This window comes from Klebsiella quasivariicola (assembly GCF_002269255.1).
Taxonomy (GTDB): Bacteria; Pseudomonadota; Gammaproteobacteria; order Enterobacterales; family Enterobacteriaceae; genus Klebsiella; species Klebsiella quasivariicola.
This window is the reverse complement of record NZ_CP022823.1, coordinates 404,325-429,044: the sequence shown is the minus strand read 5'-3', so window position 1 is coordinate 429,044 and position 24,720 is coordinate 404,325. Positions and strand designations below refer to the sequence as shown.

At 55.0% G+C, this 24,720-nt stretch carries 31 protein-coding genes; 8 read left to right on the top strand and 23 right to left on the bottom strand.

The window, feature by feature from the left end:
- Nucleotides 1-8: 8 nt before the first annotated feature.
- The 6 genes from rplB to B8P98_RS30355 form a co-directional block, all read right to left on the bottom strand.
- A complete protein-coding gene (gene rplB, locus B8P98_RS02075; RefSeq protein WP_002919786.1) occupies nucleotides 9-830 on the bottom strand; it encodes a 50S ribosomal protein L2 in 822 nt (273 codons plus the stop codon).
- Nucleotides 831-847: 17 nt separating this feature from the next.
- Entirely contained in the window at nucleotides 848-1,150 is a 303-nt protein-coding gene (gene rplW, locus B8P98_RS02070; protein ID WP_000617546.1) for a 50S ribosomal protein L23, read from the bottom strand.
- Nucleotides 1,147-1,752 (bottom strand): 50S ribosomal protein L4, encoded by a 606-nt coding sequence (gene rplD, locus B8P98_RS02065; RefSeq protein ID WP_002919794.1) that lies wholly within the window; start codon nucleotides 1,750-1,752, stop codon nucleotides 1,147-1,149. Before rplD ends, rplW begins: the two co-directional genes overlap by 4 nt.
- 10 nt (nucleotides 1,753-1,762) lie before the next feature.
- Nucleotides 1,763-2,392 carry a 50S ribosomal protein L3 gene (rplC, locus tag B8P98_RS02060; protein ID WP_002919796.1) on the bottom strand — a complete coding sequence of 210 codons (630 nt, stop codon included), beginning with the start codon at nucleotides 2,390-2,392 and terminating at the stop codon, nucleotides 1,763-1,765.
- 32 nt (nucleotides 2,393-2,424) lie between these two features.
- Entirely contained in the window at nucleotides 2,425-2,736 is a 312-nt protein-coding gene (gene rpsJ, locus B8P98_RS02055) for a 30S ribosomal protein S10 (RefSeq protein WP_001181005.1), read from the bottom strand.
- A 211-nt stretch (nucleotides 2,737-2,947) separates the two neighbouring features.
- Nucleotides 2,948-3,106 carry a hypothetical protein gene (locus B8P98_RS30355; RefSeq protein ID WP_157738350.1) on the bottom strand — a complete coding sequence of 53 codons (159 nt, stop codon included), beginning with the start codon at nucleotides 3,104-3,106 and terminating at the stop codon, nucleotides 2,948-2,950.
- 13 nt (nucleotides 3,107-3,119) lie between these two features.
- On the opposite strand from B8P98_RS30355, the gene B8P98_RS02050 reads away from it, so the two are divergent.
- The gene (locus tag B8P98_RS02050; RefSeq protein WP_025713647.1) at nucleotides 3,120-3,605 is read left to right on the top strand and encodes a prepilin peptidase; all 486 of its coding nucleotides are present in this window, start codon (nucleotides 3,120-3,122) and stop codon (nucleotides 3,603-3,605) included.
- Here B8P98_RS02050 and bfr read toward each other — a convergent pair.
- The 11 genes from bfr to fkpA form a co-directional block, all read right to left on the bottom strand.
- Nucleotides 3,589-4,065 (bottom strand): bacterioferritin, encoded by a 477-nt coding sequence (bfr, locus tag B8P98_RS02045; protein WP_004206792.1) that lies wholly within the window; start codon nucleotides 4,063-4,065, stop codon nucleotides 3,589-3,591. The two genes, B8P98_RS02050 and bfr, sit on opposite strands and share 17 nt — an antisense overlap.
- Before the next feature lie 73 nt (nucleotides 4,066-4,138).
- On the bottom strand, nucleotides 4,139-4,333 hold the full coding sequence (gene bfd, locus B8P98_RS02040; protein ID WP_025713648.1) for a bacterioferritin-associated ferredoxin: 195 nt from the start codon (nucleotides 4,331-4,333) through the stop codon (nucleotides 4,139-4,141).
- A gap of 180 nt (nucleotides 4,334-4,513) precedes the next feature.
- Nucleotides 4,514-5,698, bottom strand: coding sequence for an elongation factor Tu (tuf, locus tag B8P98_RS02035; RefSeq protein WP_004174069.1), 1,185 nt, complete (start codon nucleotides 5,696-5,698; stop codon nucleotides 4,514-4,516).
- A gap of 69 nt (nucleotides 5,699-5,767) precedes the next feature.
- Complete coding sequence (gene fusA, locus B8P98_RS02030; protein WP_025711918.1) at nucleotides 5,768-7,882, bottom strand: elongation factor G; 2,115 nt, start codon at nucleotides 7,880-7,882, stop codon at nucleotides 5,768-5,770.
- A gap of 96 nt (nucleotides 7,883-7,978) precedes the next feature.
- Nucleotides 7,979-8,449 (bottom strand): 30S ribosomal protein S7, encoded by a 471-nt coding sequence (gene rpsG / locus B8P98_RS02025; RefSeq protein WP_002920113.1) that lies wholly within the window; start codon nucleotides 8,447-8,449, stop codon nucleotides 7,979-7,981.
- A gap of 96 nt (nucleotides 8,450-8,545) precedes the next feature.
- The gene (gene rpsL / locus B8P98_RS02020) at nucleotides 8,546-8,920 is read right to left on the bottom strand and encodes a 30S ribosomal protein S12 (RefSeq protein ID WP_002920115.1); all 375 of its coding nucleotides are present in this window, start codon (nucleotides 8,918-8,920) and stop codon (nucleotides 8,546-8,548) included.
- A gap of 124 nt (nucleotides 8,921-9,044) precedes the next feature.
- A complete protein-coding gene (gene tusB, locus B8P98_RS02015) occupies nucleotides 9,045-9,332 on the bottom strand; it encodes a sulfurtransferase complex subunit TusB (RefSeq protein WP_025711917.1) in 288 nt (95 codons plus the stop codon).
- A 7-nt stretch (nucleotides 9,333-9,339) separates the two neighbouring features.
- Entirely contained in the window at nucleotides 9,340-9,699 is a 360-nt protein-coding gene (gene tusC / locus B8P98_RS02010) for a sulfurtransferase complex subunit TusC (RefSeq protein ID WP_025711916.1), read from the bottom strand.
- On the bottom strand, nucleotides 9,699-10,085 hold the full coding sequence (tusD, locus tag B8P98_RS02005) for a sulfurtransferase complex subunit TusD (RefSeq protein ID WP_025711915.1): 387 nt from the start codon (nucleotides 10,083-10,085) through the stop codon (nucleotides 9,699-9,701). Before tusD ends, tusC begins: the two co-directional genes overlap by 1 nt.
- Complete coding sequence (locus B8P98_RS02000) at nucleotides 10,085-10,807, bottom strand: helix-turn-helix transcriptional regulator (protein ID WP_002920130.1); 723 nt, start codon at nucleotides 10,805-10,807, stop codon at nucleotides 10,085-10,087. The genes tusD and B8P98_RS02000 overlap by 1 nt, the downstream gene beginning before the upstream one ends.
- A gap of 168 nt (nucleotides 10,808-10,975) precedes the next feature.
- Nucleotides 10,976-11,806, bottom strand: a complete 831-nt coding sequence (gene fkpA, locus B8P98_RS01995; protein WP_025711914.1) for an FKBP-type peptidyl-prolyl cis-trans isomerase — start codon at nucleotides 11,804-11,806, stop codon at nucleotides 10,976-10,978.
- 222 nt (nucleotides 11,807-12,028) lie between these two features.
- Here fkpA and B8P98_RS01990 point away from each other — a divergent pair, with 222 nt between their 5' ends.
- Entirely contained in the window at nucleotides 12,029-12,247 is a 219-nt protein-coding gene (locus tag B8P98_RS01990) for a protein SlyX (RefSeq protein ID WP_002920136.1), read from the top strand.
- 57 nt (nucleotides 12,248-12,304) lie between these two features.
- Here B8P98_RS01990 and slyD read toward each other — a convergent pair whose 3' ends face one another.
- The 4 genes from slyD to kefG form a co-directional block, all read right to left on the bottom strand.
- Nucleotides 12,305-12,892, bottom strand: coding sequence for a peptidylprolyl isomerase (gene slyD / locus B8P98_RS01985; RefSeq protein WP_025711913.1), 588 nt, complete (start codon nucleotides 12,890-12,892; stop codon nucleotides 12,305-12,307).
- Between the two features lie 93 nt (nucleotides 12,893-12,985).
- A complete protein-coding gene (locus B8P98_RS01980) occupies nucleotides 12,986-13,186 on the bottom strand; it encodes a YheV family putative zinc ribbon protein (RefSeq protein ID WP_002920143.1) in 201 nt (66 codons plus the stop codon).
- An 11-nt stretch (nucleotides 13,187-13,197) separates the two neighbouring features.
- Nucleotides 13,198-15,003: a glutathione-regulated potassium-efflux system protein KefB gene (gene kefB, locus B8P98_RS01975; RefSeq protein WP_095032685.1), complete on the bottom strand. Its 1,806-nt coding sequence runs from the start codon at nucleotides 15,001-15,003 to the stop codon at nucleotides 13,198-13,200.
- Nucleotides 14,990-15,553, bottom strand: coding sequence for a glutathione-regulated potassium-efflux system ancillary protein KefG (kefG, locus tag B8P98_RS01970; RefSeq protein WP_025711911.1), 564 nt, complete (start codon nucleotides 15,551-15,553; stop codon nucleotides 14,990-14,992). The genes kefB and kefG overlap by 14 nt, the downstream gene beginning before the upstream one ends.
- A 173-nt stretch (nucleotides 15,554-15,726) precedes the next feature.
- On the opposite strand from kefG, the gene B8P98_RS01965 reads away from it, so the two are divergent.
- The 4 genes from B8P98_RS01965 to B8P98_RS01945 all read left to right on the top strand — a co-directional run bounded on the left by B8P98_RS01965 (nucleotide 15,727) and on the right by B8P98_RS01945 (nucleotide 19,976).
- Nucleotides 15,727-17,631, top strand: coding sequence for an ABC transporter ATP-binding protein (locus B8P98_RS01965; protein ID WP_080897517.1), 1,905 nt, complete (start codon nucleotides 15,727-15,729; stop codon nucleotides 17,629-17,631).
- Nucleotides 17,632-17,895: 264 nt separating this feature from the next.
- Nucleotides 17,896-18,855 (top strand): hydrolase, encoded by a 960-nt coding sequence (locus B8P98_RS01955; RefSeq protein ID WP_230362605.1) that lies wholly within the window; start codon nucleotides 17,896-17,898, stop codon nucleotides 18,853-18,855.
- Nucleotides 18,852-19,070, top strand: coding sequence for a YheU family protein (locus tag B8P98_RS01950; RefSeq protein WP_002920151.1), 219 nt, complete (start codon nucleotides 18,852-18,854; stop codon nucleotides 19,068-19,070). Before B8P98_RS01955 ends, B8P98_RS01950 begins: the two co-directional genes overlap by 4 nt.
- 36 nt (nucleotides 19,071-19,106) lie before the next feature.
- Nucleotides 19,107-19,976 (top strand): phosphoribulokinase, encoded by an 870-nt coding sequence (locus B8P98_RS01945; RefSeq protein WP_025711907.1) that lies wholly within the window; start codon nucleotides 19,107-19,109, stop codon nucleotides 19,974-19,976.
- A 55-nt stretch (nucleotides 19,977-20,031) separates the two neighbouring features.
- On the opposite strand, the gene B8P98_RS01940 is transcribed toward B8P98_RS01945, so the two are convergent.
- Entirely contained in the window at nucleotides 20,032-20,436 is a 405-nt protein-coding gene (locus B8P98_RS01940) for an OsmC family protein (protein ID WP_023291180.1), read from the bottom strand.
- 306 nt (nucleotides 20,437-20,742) lie between these two features.
- Here B8P98_RS01940 and crp point away from each other — a divergent pair, with 306 nt between their 5' ends.
- Nucleotides 20,743-21,375 carry a cAMP-activated global transcriptional regulator CRP gene (gene crp, locus B8P98_RS01930; protein WP_000242758.1) on the top strand — a complete coding sequence of 211 codons (633 nt, stop codon included), beginning with the start codon at nucleotides 20,743-20,745 and terminating at the stop codon, nucleotides 21,373-21,375.
- Nucleotides 21,376-21,426: 51 nt separating this feature from the next.
- Complete coding sequence (locus tag B8P98_RS01925; RefSeq protein WP_095032684.1) at nucleotides 21,427-23,505, top strand: YccS/YhfK family putative transporter; 2,079 nt, start codon at nucleotides 21,427-21,429, stop codon at nucleotides 23,503-23,505.
- Here B8P98_RS01925 and argD read toward each other — a convergent pair.
- Nucleotides 23,495-24,715 carry a bifunctional acetylornithine/succinyldiaminopimelate transaminase gene (gene argD, locus B8P98_RS01920; RefSeq protein WP_025711905.1) on the bottom strand — a complete coding sequence of 407 codons (1,221 nt, stop codon included), beginning with the start codon at nucleotides 24,713-24,715 and terminating at the stop codon, nucleotides 23,495-23,497. The genes B8P98_RS01925 and argD overlap by 11 nt on opposite strands.
- Nucleotides 24,716-24,720: the final 5 nt, after the last annotated feature.

Here is a 24,720-nt window from a genome sequence, read left to right as displayed (position 1 = left end):
CTCTAAAATTATTTGCTACGGCGACGTACGATGAATTTATCAGTACGCTTGTTGCTGCGGGTCTTCTTACCTTTGGTCTGCAGGCCCCACGGGGATACCGGGTGCTTACCAAAGTTACGACCTTCACCACCACCATGTGGGTGGTCTACTGGGTTCATCGCAGTACCGCGAACGGTAGGACGAACACCACGCCAGCGTGCAGCACCTGCTTTACCCAGAACGCGCAGCATATGCTCAGCATTGCCAACTTCGCCCAGAGTAGCGCGGCAGTCTGCTTCGACTTTACGCATTTCACCAGAACGCAGACGCAGGGTGACATAAGCACCGTCGCGAGCAACGATCTGAACGTAAGTACCAGCGGAACGAGCCAGCTGACCGCCTTTACCTGGTTTCATTTCTACGTTATGAACGGTAGAACCAACCGGGATATTGCGCATCGGCAGGGTGTTGCCTGCTTTGATTGCAGCATCAACGCCAGACTGAATCTGGTCGCCAGCTTTCAGGCCTTTCGGGGCCAGGATGTAACGGCGCTCGCCGTCTTTGTACAGAACCAGCGCGATGTTCGCGGAGCGGTTCGGATCGTACTCAAGACGTTCAACAACTGCCGGGATACCATCTTTGTTGCGTTTGAAGTCAACAATACGGTAAGCCTGCTTGTGGCCACCACCGATATGACGGGTGGTGATACGGCCATTGTTGTTACGACCACCGGATTTGCTGTTTTTTTCCAGCAACGGAGCAAAAGGTTTGCCCTTGTGCAGCTCTGGGTTAACCACTTTAACGACGTGGCGACGACCCGGAGATGTCGGTTTACATTTAACAACTGCCATTGTATTACTCCTCCGACTTACTCAGCGCCGCCAACGAAGTCCAGGTTCTGGCCTTCTTTCAGGGTGACGTAAGCTTTTTTCCAGTCGCTACGACGACCGATACGCTGTCCGTGACGTTTAACTTTCCCTTTAACAACCAGGGTGTTAACGACTTCGACTTCGACTTCAAACAGTTTCTGCACAGCAGCTTTGATTTCTGCTTTGGTCGCGTCTTTAGCAACTTTGAGAACGATGGTGTTTGTTTTTTCCATCGCAGTAGACGCTTTTTCAGAAACGTGCGGTGCGCGCAGCACCTTCAGCAGACGTTCTTCACGAATCATGCCAGCATCTCCTCAACTTGCTTAACAGCATCAGCAGTCATTACGACTTTGTCGAAGGCGATCAGGCTAACCGGGTCGATACCGTTCGCATCACGTACGTCAACCTTGTGCAGGTTACGTGCGGCCAGGAACAGGTTCTCGTCCAGCTCACCGGTGATGATCAGCACATCTTCCAGAGCCATGTCTTTCAGTTTCTGTGCCAGCAGCTTAGTTTTCGGCGCTTCAACAGAGAACTTCTCGACAACGATCAGACGATCCTGACGTACCAGCTCGGACAGAATGCTTTTCAGCGCGCCGCGGTACATCTTCTTGTTAACTTTTTGACTGTGGTCCTGCGGACGAGCAGCGAAGGTAACGCCACCGGAACGCCAGATCGGGCTCTTGATAGAACCAGAACGCGCACGGCCGGTACCTTTCTGGCGCCACGGTTTTTTACCGGAGCCAGTGATTTCAGCACGAGTCTTCTGAGCACGAGTGCCCTGACGCGCACCAGCTGCATAAGCAACAACAACCTGGTGAACCAGCGCTTCGTTGAAATCACGACCGAAGGTAGTTTCGGAAACAGTCAGCGCGCTCTGCGCGTCTTTCAATACTAATTCCATTGCTATCTCCTCACGCCTTCACAGCTGGTTTAACGATCAGGTCGCTACCGGTCGCACCCGGGACAGCACCTTTAACCAGCAGCAGGTTGCGCTCAGCGTCAACACGTACTACGTCCAGGCTCTGAACGGTTACACGCTCATTACCCAGCTGACCTGCCATTTTCTTGCCTTTGAACACTTTGCCCGGAGTCTGGTTCTGACCGATAGAACCCGGAACGCGGTGAGACAAGGAGTTACCGTGAGTAGCGTCCTGGGTACGGAAGTTCCAGCGCTTAACGGTACCAGCAAAACCTTTACCTTTAGAGGTACCGGTTACGTCAACTTTTTTAACGTCAGCAAACAGTTCAACGCTAATGTTCTGACCTACGGTGAATTCTTCGCCGTCAGCCAGACGGAATTCCCACAGACCACGGCCAGCTTCAACGCCAGCTTTAGCGAAGTGACCCGCTTCCGGCTTGGTTACACGGTTAGCTTTTTTAGCACCGGTGGTAACCTGGATTGCGCGGTAGCCATCGTTAGCCAGGTCTTTAACCTGAGTAACACGGTTTGCTTCAACTTCGATTACGGTTACTGGGATAGATACGCCATCTTCAGTGAAGATGCGGGTCATGCCCACTTTTTTACCGACTAAACCAATCATTGTTTCAACCTCTCAATCGCTCGATGACCTGATTAACCCAGGCTGATCTGCACGTCTACACCGGCAGCCAGATCCAGACGCATCAGAGCATCAACGGTTTTTTCAGTTGGCTCAACGATGTCAACCAGACGCTTGTGAGTGCGAATTTCGTACTGGTCACGCGCGTCTTTGTTGACGTGCGGGGAGATCAGAACGGTAAAGCGCTCTTTGCGGGTCGGCAGCGGGATCGGACCACGGACTTGCGCACCAGTGCGCTTAGCAGTCTCGACGATTTCCGCGGTTGATTGATCGATCAGACGATGATCAAACGCTTTCAGGCGGATACGGATTCTTTGGTTCTGCATGAGACCAGAGCTCCAATTATTTTATAGACGAAATGATTACTCCTCATACCCATTACGATTGATGGGAGAGTGTAACCGTTCTTACATAGCCCCCCGATTGGGGACATTGTTTGATAACCCAACTGCGATTACCAGGGTTCATATTGAACCGGCCGTCAACTTTGACAGGCCCGCGCATTATACGCAAATTCTGGCGTGACGCAAGTGCTGTTTAGAAAATCATCACCAGGATTTGCGCGCCTTCGCGATTGCGCGCTGTATGGAGTTGCAATGCGGAGAAAGAGTGCGGATTGTGCCATCCATTCTCGGAAAATGCCTTTTGTGCTGAACGCGGGAGGAAGCGCATAGTGACGCACTGTTCATCATCCATCGCGGGGTCACTTATGCTCGCCGCCCTCCCCTTCTTGCTGTGCTACGGCGGATTGACCGTGGCATTATGTCATCAGGACCTGCGCCACGGTCTGTTGCCCGACCGTTTCACCTGTCCCCTGCTGTGGAGTGGTTTGCTCTTTTATCTCTGTCTGGCACCGCGGCAGCTCCATGATGCCGTTTGGGGAGCAATAGCCGGCTATCTCTCTTTGGCTGCGCTTTACTGGCTATATCGGGGGATTCGCGGCTATGAAGGATTGGGGTATGGAGATATAAAATATCTTTCCGCCCTCGGCGCCTGGCATGGCTGGCGAATGCTGCCGCAGCTGTTACTGGTTGCATCGCTTCTCGCCTGCACAGTGTGGGCAGTATCAGATTTGTACGCCAGGTGCGGCGGGAGCAGTAAATGGAGGGGGAACAACCCGCTGCCGTTTGGGCCATTTCTGGCGGCTGCGGGTTTCTGGTGCGGGTGGCAGACGTTGGCTAGTCTGACACTTTGATCTGCGACTGCAGGTAATTTTGCAGACCGATTTTGCCAATCAGATCGAGTTCGGTTTCCAGCCAGTCGATATGGCCTTCTTCATCCGCCAGGATCTCAATCATCATGTCGCGGCTGACGTAGTCATGAACACTGTCGGCATAGGCGATCGCCTCGCGCAAATTTTGCGCTCCTTCCAGCTCCAGTCTTAGATCCGACTGCAGCATCTCTTCCACATCTTCACCGATGCCAAGCTTGCCGAGATCCTGCAGATTCGGGATACCTTCGAGAAAAAGAATACGTTCGATATACTTATCGGCGTGCTTCATTTCATCGATGGATTCGTGGTATTCGATATCGTTGAGGCGCATCAGGCCCCAGTTTTTGAACATTCTCGCATGGAGAAAATACTGATTAATTGCGACCAGCTCATTTCCCAATAATTTATTGAGATAACTTATGATTTTGACATCACCTTTCATTATATAGTCCCTCCGCTTCCACTCATTGAAGCGTAGTCCGGCCTATAGCGATGTCAAAAGAGAAGCGTGAACTTCAGGCGATTTCTTTGAATTCCGGCATGGTGGTTAATTCATCTTCCATCACTTCGCGCGCCGCACGAACACATTTACCGCATTGATTTCCAACGGGAATAAACTTACGTAATTGCTGAAAAGACTGCGGTTGAAACTGACGAACAACCTGGCGAATTTTTTTATCACTGACGCCATTGCACAAACAAACGTACATAGAAACTCCCGTTTAATTTATGCACAAATATTAAATGAGAATGGTTATGATTACAATAGACCATTTCCGCATTCTCCGCAGCAGCGCACGTTATGAATAGACTGTTAAACACCCATTCCCTCTGAACGGCAGACAGCAAAAAGGGCGCCGAAGCGCCCTTTTTAATTCAAAGCTAACGAATTAGCCCAGAACTTTAGCTACAACGCCCGCGCCAACGGTACGGCCGCCTTCACGGATTGCGAAACGCAGACCATCGTCCATCGCGATCGGGTGGATCAGGGTAACAACCATTTTGATGTTGTCGCCCGGCATTACCATCTCTACGCCTTCCGGCAGTTCGATGGTGCCAGTCACGTCAGTAGTACGGAAGTAGAACTGCGGACGGTAGCCTTTGAAGAACGGAGTATGACGGCCGCCTTCGTCTTTGGACAGAATGTACACTTCAGATTCGAACTTGGTGTGCGGGTTGATGGTGCCCGGCTTAGCCAGTACCTGACCACGTTCGATTTCTTCACGTTTGATACCACGCAGCAGAACACCTACGTTCTCACCAGCACGGCCTTCGTCCAGCAGTTTGCGGAACATTTCAACGCCAGTACAGGTGGTTTTCGCGGTTTCTTTGATACCAACGATTTCAACTTCTTCACCTACTTTGATGATACCGCGCTCTACACGACCGGTAACAACGGTACCACGACCGGAGATGGAGAATACGTCTTCGATCGGCAGCAGGAACGGCTTGTCAATCGCACGCTCTGGTTCCGGGATATAGGTATCCAGGTGGCCAGCCAGTTCGATGATTTTCGCTTCCCACTCTGCGTCGCCTTCCAGCGCTTTCAGAGCAGAACCACGAACGATCGGGGTGTCGTCGCCCGGGAAATCGTACTGAGACAGCAGTTCACGAACTTCCATCTCTACCAGTTCCAGCAGCTCTTCGTCATCAACCATGTCGCATTTGTTCAGGAACACGATGATGTACGGAACGCCTACCTGACGACCCAGCAGGATGTGCTCACGAGTCTGCGGCATCGGGCCGTCAGTCGCAGCAACAACCAGGATCGCGCCGTCCATCTGCGCAGCACCGGTGATCATGTTTTTAACATAGTCGGCGTGGCCCGGGCAGTCTACGTGCGCGTAGTGGCGAGTCGGGGTGTCATATTCAACGTGAGAGGTGTTGATGGTGATACCACGAGCTTTTTCTTCCGGCGCGTTATCGATCTGGTCGAATGCGCGAGCGGAACCACCGTAGGTTTTAGCCAGTACGGTAGTGATGGCAGCAGTCAGGGTAGTTTTACCATGGTCAACGTGGCCGATAGTACCAACGTTGACGTGCGGTTTTGTACGTTCAAATTTTTCTTTAGACACGGCTATATTCCTTACTATAGTGCTCTCCCCTTCGGAGAGAGCACGGGACTTAGGTTTTAATCCTGTGGATTATTTACCACGGGCTTCAATAACGGCCTGAGCAACGTTGTTCGGCGCATCATCATACTTCAGGAATTCCATGGTGTATGATGCACGACCTTTGGTCAGAGAACGCAGCTGAGTTGCATAACCGAACATTTCGGACAGCGGTACTTCAGCGTGGATCTTAACGCCGGTTACTTCGGATTCCTGACCGCGCAGCATACCGCGACGACGGCTCAAGTCACCGATAACATCACCAGTGTTCTCTTCCGGAGTTTCTACTTCAACCTTCATGATCGGCTCAAGCAGAACTGGTTTTGCTTTCTTAAAGCCTTCTTTAAAGGCAATAGACGCAGCCAGTTTAAACGCCAGCTCAGAGGAGTCAACGTCGTGGTAAGAACCGAAGTGCAGACGGATACCCATATCAACTACCGGGTAACCTGCCAGCGGACCAGCTTTCAGCTGTTCCTGGATGCCTTTATCAACGGCCGGGATGTATTCGCCAGGAATTACACCACCTTTGATGTCGTTGATGAACTCGTAACCTTTCGGGTTAGAGCCCGGCTCCAGCGGGTACATGTCGATCACAACGTGACCGTACTGACCACGACCACCAGACTGCTTGGCGTGTTTACCTTCGATATCGGTAACTTTCTGGCGAATCGCTTCGCGGTAAGCAACCTGAGGTTTACCGACGTTCGCTTCAACGTTGAATTCACGCTTCATACGGTCAACGATGATGTCGAGGTGCAGCTCACCCATACCGGCGATAATAGTCTGGTTAGACTCTTCGTCAGTCCATACGCGGAAAGACGGGTCTTCTTTAGCCAGACGACCCAGAGCCAGACCCATTTTTTCCTGGTCAGCTTTGGTTTTCGGCTCAACGGCGATGGAGATTACCGGCTCAGGGAATTCCATACGCTCCAGAATGATCGGCGCATCCGGATCACACAGGGTATCACCAGTGGTTACGTCTTTCAGACCGATAGCAGCAGCGATGTCGCCCGCGCGAACTTCTTTGATCTCTTCACGTTTGTTAGCGTGCATCTGTACGATACGACCGAAACGCTCACGTGCAGCTTTCACGGAGTTCAGGACGGTATCACCAGAGTTAACCACACCGGAGTACACGCGGAAGAAGGTCAGGTTACCAACAAACGGGTCGGTAGCGATTTTGAACGCCAGTGCAGAGAACGGCTCTTCGTCGCTTGCGTGACGCTCAGCCGGAGTATCTTTACCGTCGTCCAGGATACCGTTGATCGCAGGTACGTCAACCGGGGATGGCAGGTAATCAATTACCGCATCCAGCATCGCCTGAACACCTTTGTTCTTGAACGCAGAACCACAGGTTACCAGGATGATTTCGTTGTTCAGAACGCGCTGACGCAGAGCTTTTTTGATCTCTTCTTCAGTCAGTTCTTCACCACCCAGGTATTTTTCCATCAGCTCTTCAGAAGCTTCAGCTGCGGATTCGATCAGGTTCTGGTGCCATTCGTCAGCCAGATCCTGCATGTCAGCCGGGATATCTTCGTATTCGAAGGTTACGCCCTGGTCTGCATCGTTCCAGTTGATGGCTTTCATTTTCACCAGGTCAACAACGCCGGTGAAACCTTCTTCAGCACCAATTGCCAGCTGCAGCGGAACCGGGTTCGCGCCCAGACGGGTTTTGATCTGACCAACAACTTTCAGGAAGTTAGCGCCCATGCGGTCCATTTTGTTAACGAACGCGATGCGCGGAACTTTATATTTGTTTGCCTGACGCCATACGGTTTCAGACTGCGGCTGAACACCACCAACTGCGCAGTAAACCATTACCGCACCATCAAGAACACGCATGGAACGTTCTACTTCGATTGTGAAGTCAACGTGCCCCGGGGTGTCGATGATGTTTACACGGTGCGGTTCATACTGTTTGGCCATACCAGACCAGAATGCAGTAGTCGCAGCGGAAGTGATGGTGATACCACGTTCCTGCTCCTGCTCCATCCAGTCCATGGTAGCGGCGCCGTCATGAACTTCACCGATTTTGTGGTTTACACCGGTGTAGAACAGAATACGTTCGGTAGTAGTGGTTTTACCGGCGTCGATGTGCGCACTGATACCGATGTTACGGTAGCGTGCGATGGGTGTTGTACGAGCCATTTGATTCCTCGTTTATTTCTTTAGGCGTTCAGTTAAGTTATCCAGAGCGGGCGACTCATCTGAAGCGCCCGCCTGGTGACTATGACTCCGAAGGGATTACCAACGGTAGTGTGCGAACGCCTTGTTGGCTTCGGCCATACGGTGAACGTCTTCACGTTTCTTAACTGCAGTACCTTTGTTGTCTGCAGCATCAGTGAGTTCGTTCGCCAGGCGCAGAGCCATGGATTTATCACCGCGTTTACGAGCAGCTTCAACGATCCAACGCATTGCCAGGGCATTACGACGAACCGGACGGACTTCAACTGGAACCTGATAAGTAGAACCACCTACGCGGCGGGACTTAACTTCGACAGTCGGGCGCACGTTTTCGAGCGCAACTTCGAAGGCTTCCAGTTCAGATTTACCAGAGCGCTGAGCCAGGGTCTCCAGCGCGCTGTATACGATAGTTTCTGCAGTAGATTTTTTACCATCTACCATCAGGATGTTGACAAATTTAGCCAGCAGTTCTGATCCGAACTTCGGATCCGGCAGAATTTTACGCTGACCAATGACGCGACGACGTGGCATGGAAATACTCCGTTGTTAATTCAGGATTGTCCAAAACTCTAAGAGTTTAGTATGACATTAAGATAAATCAGTTTGGCCTTACTTAACGGAGAACCATTAAGCCTTAGGACGCTTCACGCCATACTTGGAGCGAGCCTGCTTACGGTCTTTAACGCCGGAGCAGTCAAGCGCACCACGAACGGTGTGGTAACGAACACCCGGAAGGTCTTTAACACGACCGCCACGGATCAGGATCACGGAGTGCTCCTGCAGGTTGTGACCTTCACCACCGATGTAGGAGGTGACTTCGAAACCGTTAGTCAGACGCACACGGCAAACTTTACGCAGTGCGGAGTTCGGTTTCTTAGGAGTGGTGGTATATACGCGAGTACATACGCCACGTTTCTGCGGGCAGGCTTCCAGCGCTGGCACGTTGCTCTTTGCAACTTTGCGCGCGCGTGGTTTGCGTACCAGCTGGTTAATTGTTGCCATTAAATAGCTCCTGGTTTTAGCTTTTGCTTCGTAAACACGTAATAAATCGCCTCATATATTATGAGGACGCAGAATTTTAGGGCGGTGCCGAAAAGGTGTCAAGAAATATACAACGATCCCGCCATCACCAGGCCAACTGACCGGCATGTTTGACCGTGAGTCTGACGAAATCAGTATAGCTAACCCTGCCGACACTGTCCGCAATTTGACCAGCGAGCCCGCGGGCGTCAACGTCGTCTTGCAGCACGTAAAGGGTTATGGGGGCGGATTGCAGGATCTCAAGGAAGCGGCCACCGGCGATGGCCGCCGTGACGCCATCAGACAGCAGTAACAGATCGTCACCGTGCTCCATCAAACGAAGCATTGCTGCGATGTCGGCATGCCAGGGAGAAATACTGAGCGTATGGAGCATGGGGGCCTCAGAAACGCAAAATCACATCAAATTCATGCAGACGGGCGCGCAGGGCATCCGATGCCAGGCATTCGACATCCACCACCCACGGGGTCGCGGGGTCCAGACCGCGCTCTCGCGCGGAGTCGACGCACAGCCAACACTGATCGATATCGTATAGCGACAGCAATTTAAAGGTGGCGATGTAGTCGCGGGCCAGTACCACGCCAGGCTGCTGTTCGGGCAATAGCTGAAACACGCCGTCACCCACGAAAAAAACGCCAATCTCGTCAGTAAGGGCGGAGGTGGCTAATAAGGCATCCAGGCCTTCTCTGCCGGCGGCACTGCCGTGCGGCGCGGAGGAAAAAACAAAAGCCACACGTTTCATCAGAACTGTACCATCCGATCGCAAGTTAGCGCCGCCTCTGCCAGCGCACCGAGTCCGCTAAGCATAAAACCCGGCTGTAGGTTGTGGCCAGGCAACGCGAGCTGTTGCGCTTCACGTTCGTCGGTTACGCCACGGCGCAGAGCCGCCGCCACGCAAATATGCAGCGCGACGCCGTGCTCATTGTGGAGGGATTGCCACCCACGCACCAGATCGAACTCATCGCTGGCAGGCGCCGTCAGCTGGTTAGCGTTAAGCACGCCTTCGCGATAGAAAAAAACGCACGCCAGTTCATGACCTTCCTGCAGCACGGCCTGGGCAAACTGCCAGGCGCTGCTTGCCTGCTGCGTCCCATAGGCAGGACCGGTCACCGTGAGGGCAAAACGCATTACTTATCCAGCCCCTGGAAATCGCCGCTCTTGAACTGACGAATATAGAGGTAGACGGTGTGCTTGGAGATGTTCAGACGATCGGCTACCTGGTTAATAGCGTCTTTAATATCGAAGATCCCTTTCTCGTAGAGATTCAGCACGATTTGGCGGTTTTTCGCATTGTTAGACACGCTACGATCGGCATTCACCTCTTCAATGGTAAATTCAAGCGTCTGGGCGACCAAATCATCAACCGAGGAAGCAAAGTTCACCGGCGAGTTAACTTCAGGCGTTTCTGGCGGAATAAAGGTGCTCATAATCTGGGAAAACGGGACATCCAGATTCATGTTGATGCACAGCAGACCAATCACCCGGTGATCGCGGTTGCGGATGGCAATCGTCACCGATTTCATCAGTACACCGCTTTTGGCGCGGGTAAAATAGCATTTGGAAACGCTGCTATCGGCGCCCGTCATATCGTGCAGCATGCGCAGCGCAAGATCGGTAATCGGTGAACCGATTTGGCGGCCGGTATGTTCACCATTGGCGATACGGATGGCAGAGCATTTCAGATCCTGCAAAGAATGCAGCACGATTTCACAGTGCGAACCGATGAGCATCGCCAACCCGTCCACCACCGCTTCATAAGATTTGAGAATATCGAAATCGGTCTGGTCAAAGGGACGTTGATCCAGCAGGTCAAGCTCGCTGGTTTCATTGGTTAAAAGCGACCTGGACATGAAAAAAAGCACTCCTTTTCAGGAGCCTGTCGTTATTGTCAGGGCAGGCTCATCATCATTATTAAGCTATCTAAAGTAATACAGCGCCTGAGGATCTTTCCAGTTTTAATTATATCTGCGCTCAATAAAAAAGCCGCCGCCTCTGACGAGACGGCGGCCTGAACCCGATTACTTCTTAGCGTCAGCTTTCGCATCTGCGGCTTTCGCTTCGCCAGCGGCTTCCGGCTGAGCGTCTGCCTTCGGCGCCGGTTTGATATCCAGCAGCTCTACGTCAAAGACCAGCGTAGAGTTGGCCGGGATCCCCGGAACGCCGGTTTTGCCGTACGCCAGATCTGGCGGAATGACCAGCTTGATTTTGCCGCCTTTCTTGATGTTCTTCAGGCCTTCAGTCCAGCCCGGGATCACACCGTCGAGACGGAAAGAGAGCGGTTCGCCGCGGGTATAAGAGTTATCAAACTCTTTACCGTCGATCAGAGTACCTTTGTAGTTAACCACGACGGTGTCGCTGTCTTTCGGCGCATCACCAGTGCCTTCTTTCTCGACCTTATACAGCAGGCCAGTTTTCGAGGTTTTCACGCCCTTCTCTTTGGCAAAGCTGTCACGGAACGCTTTACCTTTGGTTTCGTTCTCAGTCGCGTCTTTTTCCATTTTCTGCTGAGCGGCGGTCTTCACGCGGGTCTCAAAGGCCTGCAGAGTCTGTTCGATCTCCTGGTCGGACAGCTTGCTCTTATCGGCAAACGCGTCCTGTACGCCGGCGATAAGCTGAGCTTTATCCAGCTTAATACCCAGCTTTTCTTGTTCTTTCAGAGAGTTTTCCATGTAACGCCCCAGGGACGCGCCCAGCGCATAGGCAGATTTCTGATCGTCATTTTTAAATGCCGATTTACTCTCAGCCGCCGGGGCTGCCTTCGCCGCCGTATCTGCAGCAAAGGTCAGCGGTGCATTCAGGGCGACGGCCATTGTGGTCGCCAGCAGCGTTACTTTAAACAGTGATTTCATCCATTTCTCCAGGGCCGGGGCCTCTCACCCCAGGGTTAGCGTAAAAAGCAAAAAAAGTACTATAGAACGTTGCCGTAAAAATCTACATACGGACGTTCCTGAATATCGCCTCTTTTAGGACTATTTTTGTATGAATAAGTTTCCTGTCCAACGCAGCGATGCTGCGCGAAAAGAGAAACTTAAGTAGAATCCGCCCGCAGGATCAGACTAAAGAGGTTACCCATGCACGATAGCACATTAGAAACGCGCCTTGCGGAGCTGGAAAGCCGGCTGGCGTTTCAGGAAATCACCATCGAAGACCTCAATAAAACCGTGACCGCCCACGAGATAGAGATGGCGAAGATGCGCGAACATATGCGTCTGATGATCGAAAAGCTGAAAGCAACTCAACCTTCCCATATCGCCTCCCAGGCGGAAGAGACGCCACCGCCACACTATTAAGGCGTAAAAAAAGCGGGTTTCCCCGCTTTTTTGTCGTCTCCGTGCAAAGCGCGAAGATTAGTGGCAGCCGCAGCCACCGTGGCCGCCGCAGCCGCCTTTACCGTGCTCGTGGCCATGGTCGTGACCGTGACCACCGCAGCAACCATCGTGACCATGATCGTGGTCGTGGTCGTGGCCATGCGCGCCGTGCACGTGACCGTGCTCCAGTTCTTCAGCGGTTGCTTCGCGAATGGCGACGACTTCCACATTGAACTTCAGGTTCTGGCCTGCCAGCATGTGGTTGCCATCAACCACCACATGGTCGTCTTCAACTTCAGTGATTTCTACTGGTACTGGACCCTGATCGGTTTCCGCCAGGAAGCGCATACCAACCTGCAGTTCATCAACGCCCATAAAGACGTCTTTAGGAACACGCTGCACCAGGTTTTCGTCATACTGACCGTAAGCGTCGTTAGCGCCGACGGCTACGTCAAATTTGTCGCCCACTTCGTGGCCATCCAGCGCGTTTTCCAGACCGGAAATCAGGGAGCCGTGACCGTGCAGGTAATCCAGCGGCGCGCTTACCGGAGACTCATCAACCAACACACCGTCTTCTGTACGTACCTGATAGGCCAGGCTGACCACCAGGTCTTTTGCTACTTTCATGATATCTCCTGAGATGGGAAGAATAGTGGCGCAGATTGTAGCGGAATTCTGCAGCCGTGTACCCTTTAGCTTAAAAAAAGCCGACGGATAACGCTAGTCGGGATGAAAAATGCCAATCACTTGCTCCTCTTTGCGTACATGCTCACGGGCCTCTTTATCCGCCTCACGCATCTGATGGCCGCACTTAACGCATTCAACAACATCGACATTATTCTCACGCCACATCGCCAGCGAATCCTGCGCCTGGCACGCCGGACATTTCGCCCCGGCAATAAAACGTTTACGCACTGCCATATGATTTACCTTTATTCAAACTCGTCCCAGCCGTCCAGCTGCCGGCTCTCTTTCTGCATTTCACGCTGAAAAATCTCTTCCAGTTCGCGTCGGGCCTCCCGCACGCGTGATATCTGTACCGTATCAGTATGCACCGGCATTAACTCACGCAGCATTCGCATATCGAGTCGTCGGAAGTGCAATTGCGCGCGCTGCGCCTGGTGAGGATGCATCCCCAGGGTGATAAGCGCTTTCCGTCCCAGCTCCAGCGCACTGGAGAAGGTTTCACGAGAGAACTGCGTCACACCGGCCTGCAGCAGCTCATGCGCCTCGACGCGTCCACGGGCGCGGGCGAGAATATGCAGATGTGGAAAGTGTTGTTGACACATTTCCACCAGCCGCATGGTGTCTTCCGGCTCATTGCAGGTGATGACGATCGACTGCGCCTCTTCCGCTCCCGCCGAGCGCAGCAGCTCCAGTTGGGTAGCATCGCCAAAATAGACTTTATAGCCATAGTTACGCATGAGGTTCACCGCGCTGATGTCCCGCTCCAGCACCGTAATTCGCATCTTGTTAGCCATCAACAGACGACCAATAACCTGGCCAAAGCGACCAAACCCGACAATGATCACCTGCGGCTTGTCATCCTCGACCCACGGCGCCTCATCCGTATCGTCCGCTGGATTCAGCCGTCGAGACAATAGCTTATCTATCCCCTTCATCAGCAGCGGCGTGGTCATCATCGACAACGTCACCGACACCAGCAGCAGCGCCATCTGATCGTGCTGGAACAACCGTTGAGACGCGGGTAGCGAAAAGAGAACAAATGCGAACTCGCCGCCCTGGCTTAATACGCCCGCAAACTGCATCCGTTCTGAACTTCGCAGGCCATAGAGACGAACCAGCAGATAGAGCACCAGCATTTTTACCGCCACCAGCACCGCCACGCTAACTGCCACCCACAGCAGATGGGTGTAAAGCACGCCAAGGTTCAGCGCCATGCCGACGGAGATAAAGAACAACCCGAGCAGCAGCCCCTTGAACGGATCGATAGCGATTTCCAGTTCGTGGCGATATTCACTTTCCGCCAGCAGTACGCCGGCGATAAAGGTGCCCAGCGCCATCGACAGCCCCAGCGCCTCCATAAACAGAGCAGAGCCGAGGACTAACAGCAGCGTGGCGGCAGTGAATACTTCCCTGACCCCCGAGCTGGCGATAAAGCGGAACACCGGCCGTAGCAGATAGCGTCCGCCAATCAGCATCCCGGCAAACGCCAGAACCTTCATGCCGACCGTCAGCCAGTTCACATGCTCGTCCGCTGAACCGGCCAGCAGGGGCACCAGCGCCAGCGCCGGGATCACCGCCAGATCCTGAAACAGCAGCACCGAAAAGCCTAACTGCCCCGATTCGCTGCGGCTCATTCCCTTCTCGCGCATCAGCTGCAGCGCCATCGCGGTGGAAGACATCGCCAGGCCGATCCCGCCAACCACGGCCGCCTGCCATGAAAACCCGGTCGTCATCAGCAGGCCACCGAGGATCGCGGCGCTGAGCATCACCTGTGCCGCACCAACGCCGAAGATAGAGCTTCGCAGTCGCCATAGCTTGGCCGGATTCAGCTCGAGGCCGATGATAAACATCAGAAACACCACGCCAAGCTCAGAGAAATGGAGAATTTCATCCACATCGCTGATAAACCCGAGCCCCCATGGGCCAATGGCAATCCCGGCCAACAGATAGCCCAGCACTGCGCCAATCCCCAGTCTTGACGCCAGAGGAACGGCGATGACAGCCGCGAACAAAAACAGCACCCCAGCCAGCAGCAAATCAGATCCCGCCATGGACACCTCCGGCGGCAACAGGATTGGCCAGCCAGTCCCGGTAGGCCCGGGCGCGGCTGCGCAACTCCTCTGGCTGTTGTCGCCGTGCCCAGTAGACGATAATAGGGCTCATCCAGTGCATACGACACATACCGGCAGTCAGTTCAAAAGGACGTAAAATATCATTCATTGGATAGCGATTGGCATCGCGACGGTAGGCGCTCTCAGGCTCACCGGTGGTGATCACACTACGCCAGTACTTTCCCGCCAGTTGGTTCCCCCCAGCGCCGCTGGCGAAGCCGCGGCTTAATACACGATCCAGCCACTCCTTGAGCAGTGCCGGACAGCTCCAGGTGTATAAAGGATGCTGGAAAACGATCACCTCATGCTGGCGCAGCAGGTCCTGTTCATGAGCGATATCGATAAAAAAATCCGGATAGTGCGCGTAGAGATCGTGCACGGTGACGTTCGGCAACTGTAAGGCCGGCTCTAATAAGACCCGGTTGGCCACGGAATCCTGAGATTCTGGGTGGGCATACAGCAGCAACACTTTCGCTGTCTGAGACATCATTCCCCTCCCGTAGGTCTTCTGGCGGCCTGCACAGCCCCGGCGTTTTGACACAGCCAGAATGACTTTGTGTATCGTCTTCGTTTTGGGCTACCATGGCGGCCCGGTGAAGCGATTCGCTTCCACACTACATTATCATAATGACAAATTAACATAGTCTGAACATACGGCGCCTTATGATTGTTTTCTCCTCGTTACAAATTCGTCGCGGCGTACGCGTCCTGCTGGACAACGCCACCGCTACCATCAATCCTGGCCAAAAGGTCGGTCTGGTGGGTAAAAACGGCTGCGGGAAATCGACGCTGCTATCGCTTTTGAAAAACGAGATAAGCGCTGACGGCGGCAGTATGACCTTTCCCGGCAACTGGCAGCTGGCCTGGGTGAATCAGGAAACCCCGGCGCTACCGCAGCCGGCCATCGATTATGTCATTGACGGCGATCGGGAATACCGCCAGCTGGAGGCCGCGCTCCAGCTGGCTAACGAACGCAACGATGGCCATGCTATCGCCACCGTCCACGGTAAGCTGGACGCCATCGACGCCTGGACCATCCGTTCCCGCGCCGCCAGCCTGCTGCACGGTCTGGGGTTCAGCAATGAACAGCTTGAGCGGCCGGTCAGCGATTTTTCCGGCGGCTGGCGTATGCGCCTTAACCTCGCCCAGGCGCTGATCTGCCGCTCCGACCTGCTACTGCTCGACGAACCGACTAACCACCTCGACCTTGATGCGGTGATCTGGCTGGAGAAGTGGCTGAAAGGCTACACGGGAACACTGATCCTGATCTCCCATGATCGCGATTTTCTCGATCCTATCGTCGACAAAATTATCCATATCGAACAGCAGACGATGTTTGAGTACACCGGCAACTACAGCTCGTTCGAAGTGCAGCGCGCCACCCGGCTCGCTCAGCAGCAGGCGATGTACGAAAGCCAGCAGCAGCGCGTCGCGCATCTGCAAAGCTATATCGATCGCTTCCGCGCTAAGGCCACCAAGGCCAAGCAGGCGCAAAGCCGTATCAAAATGCTGGAGCGAATGGAGCTTATCGCCCCGGCGCACGTGGATAACCCGTTCCACTTCAGCTTCCGCCAGCCGGAGAGCCTGCCTAACCCGCTGCTGAAGATGGAGAAAGTCAGCGCTGGCTACGGCGAGCGTATTATTCTCGACTCCATCAAGCTCAACCTGGTGCCGGGATCGCGTATTGGCCTGCTGGGCCGCAACGGCGCCGGGAAGTCGACGCTGATTAAGCTGCTGGCAGGCGAACTCCAGCCCGTAAGCGGCGAGATCGGCCTCGCGAAAGGCATCAAGCTCGGCTACTTTGCCCAGCATCAGCTGGAGTTCCTGCGCGCCGATGAGTCGCCGCTGCAGCACCTGGCGCGCCTGGCGCCGCAGGAGCTGGAGCAGAAGCTGCGCGATTATCTGGGCGGCTTTGGCTTCCAGGGGGATAAGGTCAGCGAAGAGACCCGCCGCTTCTCCGGTGGCGAAAAAGCGCGCCTGGTGCTGGCCCTGATCGTCTGGCAGCGCCCTAACCTGCTGCTGCTCGATGAACCGACCAACCACCTTGACCTCGATATGCGTCAGGCCTTAACCGAAGCGCTGATCGACTTTGAAGGGGCGCTGGTGGTCGTGTCGCACGATCGCCACTTGATCCGCTCCACCACCGACGATCTGTACCTCGTCCACGATGGTAAAGTCGAGCCGTTTGACGGCGATCTGGAAGATTATCAGCAGTGGCTCAGCGACTCGCAAAAACAGGAGTCCCAGAGCGGCGAGGCGCCAAAAGAGAGCGGCAACAGCGCCCAGGCGCGCAAGGACCAGAAGCGGCGGGAAGCGGAGCTGCGCAGCCAGACCCAACCGCTGCGCAAAGAGATCGCCCGCCTGGAAAAAGAGATGGACAAGCTCAACGCACAGTTGGCCAGTGCGGAAGAAAAGCTTGGCGACAGTGAGCTTTATGACGCCTCACGTAAAGCCGAGCTGACCGAATGCCTGCAGCAGCAGGCCAGCGCGAAGTCCGGGCTGGAGGAGTGCGAAATGGCCTGGCTGGAGGCTCAGGAGCAGCTGGAACAGATGCTTCAGGAAGGCTAATATTTACTTCCTCATCCTGCCTGCGCGTACGCTGCCGCTGGCAGGGTGGGTTTCTGCCCTCTCCATGGCCTGGCCATCAGTGACATCAATAGGTTGTCTTTGCTGTACCTGGCGTCACTGGCCACAAGACCACATATTGGCTAACCTGTGCGCGCCCTGCGCGGTATAGTCATCATCACGTTTATTAATTGTTCTGGTGCTATGGTTGAAATCATCCCCACAGATATGACGCCCCCCGAAAACGATTCGCGTGAGTTCCATCCGATGCGCGGCGTGGGCAATCGTCATCTGCAAACCATGCTGCCGCGGCTGATCCGCCGTAAATTGCGCTTCACTCCGCACTGGCAGCGCCTTGAGCTGCCGGACGGCGATTTTGTCGATCTGGCCTGGAGCGAAGACCCGCACCAGGCGCAACATAAGCCGCGCCTGGTCGTGTTTCATGGTCTGGAAGGCAGTCTGCACAGCCCGTACGCCCATGGTCTGATCCACGCGGCGATGCAGCGCGGCTGGCTGGGCGTAGTCATGCATTTTCGCGGCTGCAGCGGCGAACCTAACCGCAATCACCGCATCTATCACTCCGGTGAAACGGAAGATGGCACCTGGTTTCTGCACTGGCTACAGCGCGAGTTTGGCCCCGCGCCGACCGCGGCCGTCGGCTATTCACTGGGCGGCAATATGCTGGGCTGCCTGCTGGCAGAAGAAGGCGACCGCTGCCCGCTGGATGCCGCGGTGATCGTCTCCGCGCCTTTTATGCTGGAAGCCTGCAGCTATCATATGGATAAGGGCTTCTCGCGGGTTTATCAGCGCTATTTGCTCAACCTGTTAAAAGCCAACGCCTCACGCAAGCTGAAAGCGTATCCGGGCTCACTGCCCGTCGATTTACGTCAACTCAAAGGGATGCGCCGCATCCGGGAATTTGACGATATGATCACCGCGAAAATCCATGGCTTCGCCGATGCGCTGGATTATTACCGACAATGCAGCGCCATGCCGCGGCTCAGCGATATCACTAAGCCGACGCTAATCATTCACGCGAAAGACGATCCGTTTATGGACCACCACTCCATACCGCCGCAGGAGCAACTGCCGGCGAACGTTGAGTATCAGTTAACTGAGCAAGGCGGTCACGTTGGTTTCGTCGGCGGCACCCTGCGTAAGCCGGAGATGTGGCTGGAAAGACGCATCCCGGACTGGTTAAACCGTTGGCTGGAGGTCCCCATATGATTATTCCCTGGCAGGATCTGGATCCCGAAACGCTGGATAACCTGATTGAAAGCTTTGTGTTACGTGAAGGCACCGATTATGGTGAACATGAACGTTCACTTGCCGATAAAGTCGCCGATGTAAAACAGCAGCTGAAACGCGGAGAGGCGGTCCTTGTGTGGTCGGAACTGCATGAGACGGTCAATATTATGCCGCGCGCGCTGTTTAACGGCTAAGGCGACGCCACTACATCGTTTAACCAGGGAGTTGTTATGTCTGCCAAACATCCGGTGATCGCCGTCACGGGCTCCAGCGGCGCGGGCACTACCACCACCAGCCTTGCCTTTCGCAAAATCTTCGCGCAGCTAAACCTGCACGCCGCGGAGGTGGAAGGCGACAGCTTTCATCGCTACACCCGCCCGGAAATGGACATGGCGATCCGCAAGGCGCGGGATCAGGGCAAACATATCAGCTACTTTGGCCCCGAGGCGAACGACTTCGGCCTGCTGGAGCAGACCTTTGTCGACTATGGCCGCCACGGAAAAGGCCAGTCGCGGAAATACCTGCACACCTATGACGAAGCCGTACCGTGGAATCAGGTGCCGGGGACCTTCACTCCCTGGCAGCCGCTGCCAGAGCCGACGGATGTGCTGTTCTATGAGGGGCTGCACGGCGGGGTTGTCACACCGCAACATGATGTGGCCAGCCAGGTCGACCTGCTGGTCGGCGTGGTGCCTATCGTTAACCTCGAGTGGATCCAAAAGCTAATTCGCGACACCAGCGAGCGCGGCCACTCCCGCGAGGCGGTGATGGACTCGGTCGTCCGCTCGATGGAAGACTACATCAACTTCATTACGCCGCAATTTTCCCGTACCCATATCAACTTTCAGCGCGTGCCGACGGTGGATACCTCCAACCCGTTTGCCGCCAAAGCGATCCCCTCGCTGGACGAGAGCTTTGTGGTGATCCATTTCCGCAATCTGCAGAATATCGACTTCCCGTGGCTGCTGGCGATGCTGCAGGGGTCGTTTATCTCGCACATGAACACCCTGGTGGTGCCGGGCGGTAAAATGGGGCTGGCGATGGAGCTTATCATGACGCCGCTGGTCGAGCGCCTGATGGAAGGTCGTAAGATCGGCTAACCGAAAAAACCCCGGTCAGGCCGGGGTTGAGATTTGATACAACAGCAGGCAAAGACTATGCCTCGATCACTTCATAGGAGTGGGTGATCTTCACCGCTTTTTCCAGCATCAGCGCCACCGAGCAGTATTTCTCTGCCGACAGATCCACTGCCCGGGAGACGGCGGCATCTTTCAGCGCCTTACCGGTCACGATAAAGTGCAGATTAATATGCGTGAACAGACGCGGCGCCTCTTCGCGGCGCTCAGAGGTCAGCTTCACTTCGCAGTTGGTCACGTCGTGGCGACCTTTTTGCAATATGGAGACCACATCGATCGCGCTGCAACCGCCCGCCGCCATTAGCACCATCTCCATCGGGCTGGGAGCCTTATCCCCGGAGTTGCCATCCATCAGAATCTGGTGTCCCGATGCGGACTCCCCGATAAAGGTTAACCCTTCTACCCATTTCACACGCGCTTGCATAAAATTTAACTCCAGTATCGCAATATTCCTGTCAGATTACGCGCACATAACAATTCTCGCAACGGAAGGCGACCTGCGTCATGCTGAAGCGAGACACCAGGAGACATGCGGCGAAAGCTATGCTAAAACAGTCTGGATGCTACAGTATTACATTGATGTACTGCATGTATGCAGAGGAGTTCACATTACGGGCTGTCGAAAAATCATCAGCCAGCTTCCCAGGTATAGGGAAACAATACGATTGCATGCCCGGACGCCGTGTAGTGTCGGCGCCCGGAGATAGCTTATAACAGAGGATAACCGCGCATGGTGCTTGGCAAACCGCAAACAGACCCTACCCTTGAATGGTTCTTGTCTCATTGCCACATTCATAAGTACCCATCAAAAAGCACGCTGATCCACCAGGGTGAGAAAGCAGAAACGCTGTACTACATCGTTAAAGGCTCCGTGGCTGTACTCATCAAGGATGAAGAAGGTAAAGAGATGATCCTCTCCTACCTCAACCAGGGCGATTTCATCGGTGAATTAGGCCTGTTTGAAGAGGGTCAGGAGCGTAGCGCCTGGGTACGGGCGAAAACCGCATGTGAAGTGGCCGAAATCTCTTATAAGAAATTCCGTCAGCTGATCCAGGTTAACCCGGACATTCTGATGCGTCTCTCTTCGCAAATGGCTCGCCGTCTGCAGGTCACGTCTGAGAAAGTGGGCAACCTCGCCTTCCTCGACGTGACGGGCCGTATCGCCCAGACGCTGCTGAACCTGGCGAAGCAACCGGATGCCATGACCCACCCGGACGGTATGCAAATTAAAATTACCCGTCAGGAAATTGGTCAGATCGTCGGCTGCTCTCGTGAAACGGTTGGCCGTATTTTGAAAATGCTGGAAGATCAGAACCTGATTTCCGCCCACGGTAAAACCATCGTCGTCTACGGCACCCGTTAAGTTGCTAAGCGGCGTATTGCTCCTGCAGTACGCCGTTTTTGTTTTTCCCTCATGTGGCGCAGGCTGATTTACCACCCGGAAGTCAACTATGCACTGCGGCAAACGCTGGTGCTGTGTCTGCCTGTGGCCATCGGTCTTCTGCTCGGCCATCTCCAGCAGGGACTGCTGTTTTCCTTAGTCCCCGCCTGCTGCAATATTGCCGGTCTTGATACCCCGCATAAGCGCTTTTTCAAACGCCTGATTATCGGCGGCTGCCTGTTTGCCGGATGCAGCCTGGTGGTACAGTTGCTGCTCGCCCAGGCGATTCCCCTGCCGCTTATCCTTAGCGGTCTGGCGCTTTTGCTTGGCGTCACTGCGGAAATCAGTTCGCTGCATGCGCGTCTGCTGCCCGCATCGCTGATCGCCGCCATCTTTACCCTGAGCCTGGCGGGCAATATGCCCATCTGGGAGCCGCTGCTAATCTACGCCTTCGGTACGCTGTGGTACGGCGTGTTTAACTGGTTCTGGTTTTGGCTGTGGCGCGAACAGCCGCTGCGGGAGTCGCTCAGCCTGCTTTACCGGGAGCTGGCCGACTATTGTGAAGCCAAATACAGTCTGTTGACCCAGCATACCGATCCGACGACCTCCCTGCCGCCGCTGCTCACCCGTCAGCAGAAGGTGGTCGATTTGATCACCCAGTGCTATCAGCAGATGCATATGTTGGCCGCCAACCAGCGTAACGACCACAAGCGCCTGCTGCGGGCGTTCCAGATGGGGCTGGATCTGCAGGAGCATATTTCGGTTAGCCTGCATCAGCCGGAAGAGGTGCAAAAGCTGGTGGAACGCAGCCATGCCGAAGCGGTGATCCGCTGGAATGCGCAAACCGTCGCCGCCCGCCTGCGGGTGCTGGCGGATGACATGCTCTATCATCGCTTCCCGCAGCGCTTTCAAATGGATAAACAGATCGAGGCTCTGGAAAAGATCGCCAGGCAACATCCGGATAACCCGGTCGGCCACTTCTGCGCCTGGCACTTCAGCCGCATCGCCCGGGTGCTGCATACCCAGCGCCCCCTGTATGCCCGGGATCTGATGGCCGACAAAGAGCGTCGTTTACCGCTGTTTCCCGCGCTAAAGAACTATCTGTCGCTGAAATCACCCGCACTGCGCAATGCCGCCCGCATCAGCGTGATGCTGAGCATCGCCAGCCTGATGGGTAACGCCCTGCATTTGCCGAAGCCCTACTGGATCCTGATGACCGTACTCTTCGTCACCCAGAACGGCTATGGCGCCACGCGGGTGCGAATTGTCCACCGGGCGGCGGGAACGCTCGCCGGCCTGATCATCGCCGGACTGACGTTGCACTTTCACGTTCCGGAGAGCTATACCCTGAGCGGGATGCTGCTGATCACCCTACTTAGCTATCTGATCATCCGCAAACATTATGGCTGGGCGATGGTAGGCTTTACGGTGACGGCGGTGTATACCCTGCAACTGCTGACGCTCAACGGGGAACAGTTTATTATCGCCCGACTGATTGACACGATTATCGGCTGCCTGATCGCCTTCGGCGGGATGGTCTGGCTGTGGCCGCAGTGGCAGAGCGGCCTGCTGAAAAAAAACGCCCACGATGCGCTGGAGGCCGACCAGCAGGCGATTCGCCTGATCCTCAGCCCCGACCCGAAAGCGCCCGCGCTGGCCTATCAACGCATGCGCGTCAACCAGGCGCATAACGCGCTCTATAACTCCCTGAATCAGGCGATGCAGGAACCCGGGTTTAATACCCACTATCTGGAAGATATGAAGCTGTGGGTAACGCACAGCCAGTTTATCGTCGAACACATCAACGCCATAACCACCCTGGCCCGGGAGCATACGATGCTCACCCCGGATCTTGCTCAGCGCTATCTCGAATCCTGTGAGATTGCCCTGCAGCGCTGTCAGCAGCGGCTGGACAGCGATGGCCCCGGCAGCGCAGGGGATGCCAATATTATGGAGTCGCCGGAAAGCGAGGTGCCAGTCGGTCCGTTAAGCACTCTGGAGCAGCATCTGCAACGCATTCTGGGCCATCTGAACACCATGCATACCATTTCGTCAGTGGCATGGCGTCAGCGGCCGCATCACGGCATCTGGCTGCGTAAGATCAGCCGTTAATCACCTTTGCCACGGCCTGGGCAAAGCGCGCCATCCCTTCGGCAATATCCTGCTCGTCGATGATCAGCGAGGGAACAAACCGCATCACGTCCGGCCCGGCGTTGAGCACCATGACGCCGGCATCGGCAGCGGCATACAGGAAATCACGCGCGCGACCTTTGTGCTGCGGCTTGAGTTCGGCGCCAATCAGCAGCCCCATTCCGCGAATATCACTGAACAGATCAAACTCGGCATCCAGCTGCTGCAGGTGTTTGACGAACAGATCGCGTTTCGCGTTCACGCCATCCAGCACTGCTGGGGTATTAATCAGATCGAAGGCCGCGTTGGCGACCGCGCAGGCCAGCGGGTTGCCGCCGTAGGTTGAACCATGGGAGCCCGCATGGAAGGCGCTGGCGATCTCGTGGGTGGTCAGCATGGCGCTGACCGGGAAGCCGCCGCCGAGCGCTTTGGCGCTGGTCAGGATATCCGGGGTTACGCCATAGTGCATATAGGCGAACAGCGATCCGGTACGCCCCATACCGCACTGCACTTCATCAAAGACGAGCAGCGCCTGGTGCTGATCGCACAGCTCACGCAATCCCTGCAGGAAGGCCGGCGTGGCCGCGGTCACCCCCCCCTCGCCCTGAATCGGCTCCACCACCACCGCACAGGTGTGGTCATCCATCACCGCTTTTACCGCCTGCAGATCGTTGAAGGGAACATGGACAATATCCGCCGGTTTCGGGCCAAAACCATCGGAGTACTTCGGCTGCCCGCCGACGGAAACGGTAAACAGGGAGCGGCCATGGAAGGCATTATGGAAGGCAATAATTTTGGTTTTATACGGGCTATGGCGGGTTACCGCATAGTGACGCGCCAGCTTGAAAGCCGTTTCATTGGCTTCGGTGCCGGAATTCATAAACACTACGCGCTCGGCGAAGGTGGCATCGACAAGCTTACGCCCCAGGCGCAGCGCAGGCTCATTGGTAAAGACGTTGCTGGTGTGCCAGAGCGTTTCGCCCTGCTCGTGCAGCGCCGCCACCAGCGCCGGGTGGCAATGGCCGAGGGCCGTCACCGCGATGCCACCGGCGAAATCGACATACTCTTTGCCCTGCTGATCCCAGACGCGGCTGCCTTTCCCCTTCACAGGGATGAATTCTGCCGGTGCATAAATTGGCAAAATAACTTCATCGAATGTGGCGCGGGTGATTGCCGGTTGTTCAGTTGCCATGTCTT